Raw genomic sequence first — 8,371 nt, forward strand, 5'->3', positions numbered from 1 at the left:
AAGCGTCAAAAACACAGGAGGTAGCAATGAGCAACGTATTTCCCAGAACTTTCTCACACATTGGATTATCTGTTCCGGATCTCGATAAAGCGGTAAAGTTTTATACTGAAGTACTCGGCTGGTATCTAATAATGAAGCCCACGGAAATTACCGAAGACCAGAGTCCGATTGGTGAAATGTGTACCGACGTATTTGGAAAAGGATGGCAGCGATTCCGTATTGCCCACCTATCAACGGGTGATCGTATAGGCGTAGAGATTTTTGAGTTTGATAACCAGCAGAATCCAGAGGACAACTTCGAATATTGGAAAACCGGTATTTTTCACTTCTGCGTACAAGATCCCAATTTAGAGGAGCTTGCAGAACGTATCGTTGAGGCTGGCGGTAAAAAACGGATGGAGAAGCCCCGCTACTATTATCCAGGCGAAAAGCCTTACCGTATGATTTATATGGAAGACCCGTTTGGCAACATCTTAGAAATTTATAGTCACAGCTATGAATTAACTTACAGTGATGGCGCTTACTAAGGCGCCAAGCTGGCTAATTGACTGTCCGCGGATTTAAGTTGTGCCAGTTGTTGTTTAAACCCCTCGAGTGCAGCGCCTTGCAGCCGCGCTTGAGCGGGTGCTTTTATATCTAACGGATTAATCGCACGACCATTATGGTGCACTTCGTAATGCAAATGTCGACCTGCTGACAAACCCGTCTTACCCAAATAGCCGATCACATCGCCCTGCTTTACATGATCACCCGGCTTCAGGTCATCAGCGAAATCATTCAGATGCGCGTATAAGGTCTCATAACCATCACCGTGATCGATGACCACCGCATTACCAAAGCTACCATAGCGGTTTGCACGTTTAACCACACCGCGACCAGCCGCCATTATCGGGGTGCCTATCGGTGCGCTAAAATCAATTCCTTTATGCATGCGATCATAGCCCAATACAGGGTGATGACGGTTACCATAATACGATGAAAGTCGCGCACCATTGAGCGGCGTTTTCAACAAAAAGCTTTGTGCCAAACGCCCATCGGGAAAGTAGAATGCACCTTTGTAGCGCACTAAGCGATAATCTTCGCCCGAATTGGTAAAACGTAGATAGGTTAACAGAAGCGGGTTTTGCAAATGACTGAACAATGACTTAAATGATGTCACTTCAGTGCGCTCAAAGCGCACTTCCATCAAATCGCCGGGCTGCACCTGGCGCTGAAAATCAACAAAATGCGAAAGTGCCATCACTGAACTATTGATCACACCATTGGGGATGCCATTTTGCTCAGCATCTTGATAAAGACTGTTGTGAATAATCAGGTCGTGTTCTTCGGCGAGCTGCTCGGTAGGCACATGCAATAGCTCAACATGCCAATCACCCTCAACGTAGGTCGCTTGCACCAACTCGCCATATTCCCGCGCCAAGCGAATGCGGTGCTGACCCGGTTTAGGATGGCTGATCTCAATATTCACTCCGGTTTGCAACTGACCCAGATCGATAATAGGTTCAGCGCTCATCGCTAATAAAGCAACCTGACGTTGAGAAATACCTTGGCCACCCAATAATGTGGTTAGGTTTTGTCCGTTCTGTAACTTCACGATACGCCCGGTGCGCGAAGAACGAATATAACGGCGCTCTAATGCGCTCAACTCACCGTGGTCGGCTTCAAGCTCAGCACTGAAAGGCGTGAGAGGTTGGGGCACCAATGCGGTATTCTGTGTTGGACTATCGAGTAACCAAACGCCAATAATCGTAACCAGTAGTACCGTTAGAATCAGTCTAATATTCAACGGTCAGCCTCTCCAAACGGCGCAAATCCACATTGTGGGTATAAAAATCAACCACCTGTTACAACTCTCATCAGCTCGAGGGCGCAACAAAATAGCATTATTAGCAAAGTGGTACAAGGCGCACACGCCTTGCCATACAACGCTTACATAGTTTTACACGGTTAGTTAACCACATCGATTTATTATATTTAATTTCATTAGCAGTACTATTTATGACGTTAATTGACACGTTATTCACTTTCAGAACAGTTATTCATCATAATTCGTTGAGTTTTTCTTTATAGTAACCACTCATAATTAAACATGAGACCAGGACGACCATGCTAATTTTAAGTAGACGCGCCGGCGAAACGCTCGTTATTAACGAAAATGTTAAAATTACCGTCGTAAGTTCAACTGATACGCAAGTCAGTTTAGGTATCGAAGCACCCCGAGAGGTCGATATTCACCGCGAGGAAGTTTATCAACGGATTCAAGCTGAAAAACAAAAAAATCCATAGAATGGCTTTTTATTCAGTGCATCTAATCGTTCGAGGGGGAATCACGTGATGAATTCACTCACAGTCTCTACCTCTAAAGATCTAGAAAATATTCTCAACCACTTAGATGCCGTGGTTTATGTATCGGATATAGATACATATGAGCTCCTTTACATGAACCAGTATGCAATCGCTAATATTGCAGGTGAGGCGGACTTTACTCGAATCAAAGGTAAACGGTGTTATCAAGTATTACAAAAAAACCAGTCCGGCCCTTGCAGCTTTTGCACCAATGGAAAATTGCCTGACAATGGTGACAGTTACGTTTGGGAATTCAAAAACACTCGAAATAATCGTTGGTATCAGTGCCATGATCGACTAATAACGTGGCATGATAATCGCTTAGTGCGACTCGAGGTGGCCGCCGATATTACTGAAAGAAAGGAAGCCGAAGAAGCACTCCAACACGCACAGGAACAGCTTAAATGGTTAGCAGACACCGACGGGCTAACGCATTTATATAATCGTCGTGCTTTCTATAAAAATGCAGAAAAGCTACGTTTAAGTCTACCTACCAACACGTTATTGGGCTTGGTATTGCTCGATATCGATTACTTTAAAAAAGTGAATGATACATACGGCCATGAAGCAGGTGATAAAGTTCTCGAAGCAATTGGTTTTACGCTGAAAACATTTACCTCCGAGACCACGATTGTCGCTCGAACAGGGGGCGAAGAGTTTGCTATTTTCTTGCCGATAAAGTCTAAGAAAAATGCCAAGGCATTCGCTCAACAAATACGGGGCGCCATTGGCAAAATCCGCGTTCCCTACTATAAAGATGTACTCTCCTGCACCGCAAGTGCGGGCATGTCTACCGGGTATACAAGCATTCAAATATCATCACTCATGCGTGATGCGGATCGTGCGCTGTACCGAGCTAAGGCTTCTGGTCGCGACAGCTTATGTGAAGGGTAACAAGATCAATCAGTAAAATACGCGACCCACATAAAAATGTCTGCTATGTTGTTATCTGAATGTTAGATACAATTGGACATCTATGACTGAATACGAACTTTCACACGCGTTGCATCGTATTGCTCTTGGCGATAACTCAGCCTTTGAGCGATTTTACCAAGCGACATCCCCCAAACTAATGAGCGTGAGCTACGCAATTCTTCGAGAACGCACACTCGCTGAAGAAGCGCTTCAAGATACTTATTTAAAAATTTGGCATGCCGCCTCGGACTACCGCAGTGATGCGGGGTCGGTCATGTGCTGGATAACCAGTATGGTGCGCTACCGCGCAATCGATATGCTGCGACACGCACATCGTCAACCATTAACCAGCAAAGATATCGAACAATTACTCGATCAGCGCGCCAGTGAGAACCTACCAACTGCAGCACCCGATGCCGATAAACTAGAAAATTGTATGTCGGATCTCGATGGCTCACAACGACAGTCTATCCACCTCGCTTTCTTATATGGTTTGAGTCACCGCGAAGTCAGTGATTATCTAGGTGAAGCCCTAGGCTCAATAAAAAGCTGGATACGTCGTGGTTTAGATAGTTTGAAGAGGTGTTTGCAATCATGAATTACCAAAACGACACACTGATCGACACCCTTGCTCACCGTTATGTTATCGGCCTCATGCGAGGCCAAGCACGGGTTCGCTTTCGTTACCTCATTAGCCAGCACCCGCGTATTGCTCAGCAGGTGACGCTTTGGGAACAGCACCTCAACGGACTTGCCGAGCAACTTAGCCCAATGAAACCGCGACCTCAAGTTTGGCAAAAGATACAGCAAACATTATTTAAGCCGGCTCAAAATAGCGCTCCTTTTTGGCGATTGTTTGGCGGTTTAGCGGCGGCCACCGCCGCGGTGCTGATGATTGTTGTCGTACAATTGCAAACCCAAACGCCCGAGCCGCCTTTGAGTGAGCGTATCGCGCTGATTCAGAGCGAACAGCAACGTACGTTGTGGGTACTCAATGTACAGCCCGACAAAATTCAAGCCACTGCTCAAGCCAATGTTGAGTCACGCAATGATAAAGACTACGAGCTTTGGATGTTGCCCAAGGATGGGAGCGCGCCGGTGTCACTCGGTTTGTTACCCGAGTCAACACAACCAACGGCATTGAATCCACCGGCTGAATTTCAGTTAGCCCGCGTCGGAGCCCTTGCTGTGAGCCTAGAGCCAACAGGCGGTTCCACGACCGGCGCACCTACGGGGCCCGTACTCTACACAACAGATATTATAACTTTGTAAAAAAAATTTAGATTTTTTGCATCCAAAACCCGCTCTGGTTCGGATAGGTGATGAATACCTATAAAAACCAGAGAGGGTTGTTATGAAAAACACAGCATTTAAACACTCAGCGCTTGCCGGCGCTATCGCTCTAACCGTATCGGCCGTAGGTGTATTAACCACCCTAGACGCCAGTGCTTCAAGCCACCGAGAGGCACCGAATATTTCGCGCTTTCCTGCGCTTGATTCCACTGACTTTTATCTGTTTAACAGTTATGAACCCGGTCGCGAAGATTACATCACGGCCATAGCCAACTATGTGCCATTACAAGATGCCTACGGTGGTCCTAATTACTTTGCCATGGACCCAGCCGCTGTCTACGCGATCCACTTTGATAGTGACGGTGACGCCCAAGAGGACCTGACCTTTGAGTTCCGCTTCGACCATACCCTGCCTAATGGCGGCGTAAAGCTACCGGTAGGCGATAAAAATGTCAGCGTACCGCTGAAGTTTATCGGGCAAGTATCCGCCATGGATCAAAGTGCACTTAACTTCAACGAACAGTACAGCGTTAATGTCGTTAGCGATGGTCAAATGTCGGGGATGTCATCGCCAGTAACCACTGTGGGCGGCGCTGAATCGTTTACTAAACCCATCGCGTTTGTCGGTGAGAAAACTTTTGGTAGTGCCTCTGGCTACGCTGACTATGCCAACCAGTACGTTTACGAGATCAATATCCCTAATTGTTCGGCGCCCGGCCGTTTATTTGTCGGTCAACGCAAAGACCCGTTCGTGGTGAACCTGGGCGAGACCTTTGATTTGGTCAACTATGTGCCTATCGAAGCGGGCGCCTTTCCGGGTGGTATTGAGCAAAGTGATGCTAACGACGACCTAGCTGACAAAAACGTGAACACTATCGCGCTGGAGCTGCCGAAAAGTTGCGTGACCGGCGATGGTAACGGCGTTGTAGGAGCTTGGACGACAGCCCATGTACCCCAAGCACGTCTGCAAAACCCGAACGCGAACTTCGAAAAACCCGAGGTGAACGGCGGTGCGTTAGTGCAAGTCTCACGTTTAAGTGCACCACTGGTCAATGAACTCGTTATTGGTATCGACGATAAGGACACCTTTAACTCAGCGCACCCCAGTGAAGATGGTCAGTTTGCCGACTACGTGACGCACCCCACCTTACCGGTCATCTTAGACGTATTGTTTAACGAACCCGTGAACGCCACTCTGGGCACCAGTATCGATTCACTCGCACCAAGCAATTATCCGCGTACCGATCTCGTGGCCGCGTTCTTGACTGGTTTTGAAGGGGTTAACCAACAGGCGACCGTCACTGCTTCAGAAATGTTGCGTTTGAATACGGCTATTCCAGCGACACCGGCCGACCAACAGTCCGCCTTTGGCGTTGCCGGCGATGACTTAGCGGGCTTCCCAAATGGACGTCGCCCAGGTGATGACGTGGTTGATATTGCCTTACGTGTCGTCATGGGTGCGCTGTGTCACGACATCCCAGTCAACGGTGAGCCTACCAACCTTGGATTCTGTACACCCGACCAGGCCCCCGTGGGTAACGTACCGTTCACTGATGGCGCGCCAATCGATGCGAGCTACGTGGATACGCAATTCCCTTATTTGAAAACCCCCATTGCAGGTTCACCGAACCAGTAAACTGAGGAGGGATACATGATGAAAAATTTACATACACTCTCGCTCGCAGCCGCAACGGTGCTTCTTGCCAGTTGCGGTGGCGACAGTGATGAAAACTTACCGCCAGCAGCGCGTGACGCTAACTATAGGGTCGAGGCGGATACCACGTTAATGGAGCAGTTAAAGGGTTTCGATGGTAACGGCGACGAATTGACTTATTCATTAACTTCAGAAGTCGACGTTGGTGAACTTTCCGTTAGCCCAGACGGTTCCTTTAACTACACGCCACCGATGGAGTACACCGGCACCGCGATGTTCAGTTACAGCGTCTCCGACGGTGAGTTCAGTGATACCGGTGATGTCATGATTACGGTTGAAGCACAAACCGTGTCCACTGCAGCCTATGTGCGCGATGCATTTAATCAAGATGAACGCGCACAGCCACTATCGGTCAATGGACGTGAATTTACTGACGACGTGGCAGACACGGCGGAGTTCGCCGACTTGGTATCGGAGGGTCAGCAATGATGTTAAGCGCGTTGATTTTGATGTCGGGCCTTTTCAGCGCACCATCGGATCAAAGCGACGTACTGTGGCAGCCTCAGGCTGCCGCAGTGCCTACCGATATCACACAAGCTGAAGCGGCTTTCCAACAACATCCTAATGAACTCCGTGTAGCCTCTGAATTATTGAGTAAATACCTAAGAGAAGCGCGTGTTGAACAGGGGCACTATTATCTTAATCAAGCGAATGAACTCATCGCCAAGGTAGGTGCTGAACATCGCCAACGCGACTGGCTTATCGCGGTAGCGGATACGTTACAGTACCAACATGATTTTGCCCAAGCGCGTAAGGTGCTCAACCGAGTACTTGAGCAATCGCCTCGCGATGCGCAAGCTCAGCTAATGCTCGCTCGCATCGCACTCACCTTAAACGAGACAGACAGTGCCAAGCAGCACTGTGCTGACTTAATGGGAAGTGTTGCGTTGGGTATCGTCTCAACCTGCCTACTTGAAGTCCAAGGACGCGCGGGAAACCTACAAAGCGCTTACACACGGCTAAAACAATTACACGAACAACAACCTGGGCAAGCACAATCAGCCATTGCACACTGGCGGTTACAAATCTTAACCGAACAAGCCTTGTTGCTCGGTGATTTTCAAGCCGCACAACAATGGACCGCGGCCATGCCAACGCCACTCAATGTGGTTGATAAGAAGAGGCGCTTAGACAGCTACTTATGGGACACCGATGCGCAAGTGCCCAAAGCGCTCATGCTTGATTGCCAGCAGACTCCTGTCGATAGCATCACTATCCGCCTCGCTTGGGCAGAAAAGCGCAGTCAACACGGTCATTGCTGGCAAGACTACGCACGCGAGCGCATGCAACTGCGCGTTATGCGTGGAGAAAAGCTGCACAGTGCCGACATTGCCTACTACTTTACTTATGTTGAGCCCGATGCCGAGCAAGCCATTTATTGGGCGCAACAAAACATTGAGGTTGCACAGGAGCCCTTCGATTACCGTTTACTCTCTGCAGCTAAAGCACTTCAACCTCATCAGGAATCAGCACCATGAATACGCTTCGTTTAGCTTTATTTTCCCTTATTCTATTAGTGGGTGTGGCGCCAGCGAGTCAGGCACATACGTTTAGCACTTCATTTATTAACCTTAAGGCCCAAGCTGACGGCTTGCAGGTTCGATGGCAATTGACTTTCCATGATCTGCTCGCATTGAATCAGAGCTGGATGCCTGAAAATCGCATTAGTGGTGAGTTGCTTAATCAAAACCTCGATAAGCTGCAACACTTCGTTCAGCGCAGGGTGTTAGTCAGTAATGAAGAAGCGACTTGTGAGTTGGAGCTGAATAATGGCTCGCCGTGGTCCACCATCACCTTTGCACGCGAGCAATACATCGTGCTATCGATGACCAGTGACTGCCAACCCGATAGTTTCTCGAAACTTGTCATTGACGGTGTCTGGCAAGAGCTTCCTGACCACAAAATCATCGTTGAAGGTGACGTACTCGGTAACGTCCCGCGCCACGTGCTCGACCAAAACACACCACAATTCACCCGGTAGCGTGCGCCTTTGGCGCACGATCAGATCCACATGTCGCGCACGATGCGCGACCTACCGCACGGGGCGATGTCCCCCACGCGACGTAGCGTGCGCATTTTGCGCACGATCAGATCCACATGTCG

General features: G+C 48.6%; 10 protein-coding genes. 9 read left to right on the plus strand and 1 reads right to left on the minus strand.

Going from position 1 to position 8,371, the window contains the following annotated elements; translation table 11 throughout:
• Window positions 1-26: 26 nt before the first annotated feature.
• Window positions 27-527 (plus strand): lactoylglutathione lyase family protein, encoded by a 501-nt coding sequence (locus B2X00_RS09625; RefSeq protein ID WP_071463431.1) that lies wholly within the window; start codon window positions 27-29, stop codon window positions 525-527.
• Here the strand turns inward: B2X00_RS09625 and B2X00_RS09630 are convergent.
• On the minus strand, window positions 524-1,786 hold the full coding sequence (locus tag B2X00_RS09630) for a M23 family metallopeptidase (RefSeq protein ID WP_290487338.1): 1,263 nt from the start codon (window positions 1,784-1,786) through the stop codon (window positions 524-526). The two genes, B2X00_RS09625 and B2X00_RS09630, sit on opposite strands and share 4 nt — an antisense overlap.
• A 320-nt stretch (window positions 1,787-2,106) precedes the next feature.
• Between B2X00_RS09630 and csrA the strand changes: the two genes are divergently transcribed.
• The 8 genes from csrA to B2X00_RS09670 all read left to right on the plus strand — a co-directional run bounded on the left by csrA (window position 2,107) and on the right by B2X00_RS09670 (window position 8,249).
• Window positions 2,107-2,286: a carbon storage regulator CsrA gene (csrA, locus tag B2X00_RS09635; protein ID WP_290487339.1), complete on the plus strand. Its 180-nt coding sequence runs from the start codon at window positions 2,107-2,109 to the stop codon at window positions 2,284-2,286.
• A gap of 48 nt (window positions 2,287-2,334) precedes the next feature.
• On the plus strand, window positions 2,335-3,240 hold the full coding sequence (locus B2X00_RS09640; RefSeq protein WP_290487346.1) for a sensor domain-containing diguanylate cyclase: 906 nt from the start codon (window positions 2,335-2,337) through the stop codon (window positions 3,238-3,240).
• An 82-nt stretch (window positions 3,241-3,322) separates the two neighbouring features.
• On the plus strand, window positions 3,323-3,859 hold the full coding sequence (locus tag B2X00_RS09645) for a sigma-70 family RNA polymerase sigma factor (RefSeq protein ID WP_290487340.1): 537 nt from the start codon (window positions 3,323-3,325) through the stop codon (window positions 3,857-3,859).
• On the plus strand, window positions 3,856-4,533 hold the full coding sequence (locus B2X00_RS09650; RefSeq protein ID WP_290487341.1) for an anti-sigma factor: 678 nt from the start codon (window positions 3,856-3,858) through the stop codon (window positions 4,531-4,533). Before B2X00_RS09645 ends, B2X00_RS09650 begins: the two co-directional genes overlap by 4 nt.
• Before the next feature lie 82 nt (window positions 4,534-4,615).
• Window positions 4,616-6,190, plus strand: a complete 1,575-nt coding sequence (locus tag B2X00_RS09655) for a DUF4331 domain-containing protein (RefSeq protein WP_290487342.1) — start codon at window positions 4,616-4,618, stop codon at window positions 6,188-6,190.
• A 15-nt stretch (window positions 6,191-6,205) separates the two neighbouring features.
• The gene (locus B2X00_RS09660; RefSeq protein ID WP_290487343.1) at window positions 6,206-6,697 is read left to right on the plus strand and encodes an Ig-like domain-containing protein; all 492 of its coding nucleotides are present in this window, start codon (window positions 6,206-6,208) and stop codon (window positions 6,695-6,697) included.
• On the plus strand, window positions 6,694-7,746 hold the full coding sequence (locus tag B2X00_RS09665) for a tetratricopeptide repeat protein (RefSeq protein ID WP_290487344.1): 1,053 nt from the start codon (window positions 6,694-6,696) through the stop codon (window positions 7,744-7,746). Before B2X00_RS09660 ends, B2X00_RS09665 begins: the two co-directional genes overlap by 4 nt.
• On the plus strand, window positions 7,743-8,249 hold the full coding sequence (locus B2X00_RS09670; RefSeq protein ID WP_290487345.1) for a hypothetical protein: 507 nt from the start codon (window positions 7,743-7,745) through the stop codon (window positions 8,247-8,249). Before B2X00_RS09665 ends, B2X00_RS09670 begins: the two co-directional genes overlap by 4 nt.
• Window positions 8,250-8,371 lie beyond the last annotated feature (122 nt).

Origin of the sequence: Idiomarina sp. UBA3162 (assembly GCF_002364475.1) — a bacterium.
In the GTDB taxonomy this organism is placed as follows: Bacteria; Pseudomonadota; Gammaproteobacteria; order Enterobacterales; family Alteromonadaceae; genus Idiomarina.

Coding starts and splice junctions, on each gene's coding strand:
- B2X00_RS09625 (WP_071463431.1), top strand. CDS start 27: ATGAGCAACGTATTTCCCAGAACTTTCTCACACATTGGATTATCTGTT.
- csrA (WP_290487339.1), top strand. CDS start 2,107: ATGCTAATTTTAAGTAGACGCGCCGGCGAAACGCTCGTTATTAACGAA.
- B2X00_RS09640 (WP_290487346.1), top strand. CDS start 2,335: ATGAATTCACTCACAGTCTCTACCTCTAAAGATCTAGAAAATATTCTC.
- B2X00_RS09645 (WP_290487340.1), top strand. CDS start 3,323: ATGACTGAATACGAACTTTCACACGCGTTGCATCGTATTGCTCTTGGC.
- B2X00_RS09650 (WP_290487341.1), top strand. CDS start 3,856: ATGAATTACCAAAACGACACACTGATCGACACCCTTGCTCACCGTTAT.
- B2X00_RS09655 (WP_290487342.1), top strand. CDS start 4,616: ATGAAAAACACAGCATTTAAACACTCAGCGCTTGCCGGCGCTATCGCT.
- B2X00_RS09660 (WP_290487343.1), top strand. CDS start 6,206: ATGATGAAAAATTTACATACACTCTCGCTCGCAGCCGCAACGGTGCTT.
- B2X00_RS09665 (WP_290487344.1), top strand. CDS start 6,694: ATGATGTTAAGCGCGTTGATTTTGATGTCGGGCCTTTTCAGCGCACCA.
- B2X00_RS09670 (WP_290487345.1), top strand. CDS start 7,743: ATGAATACGCTTCGTTTAGCTTTATTTTCCCTTATTCTATTAGTGGGT.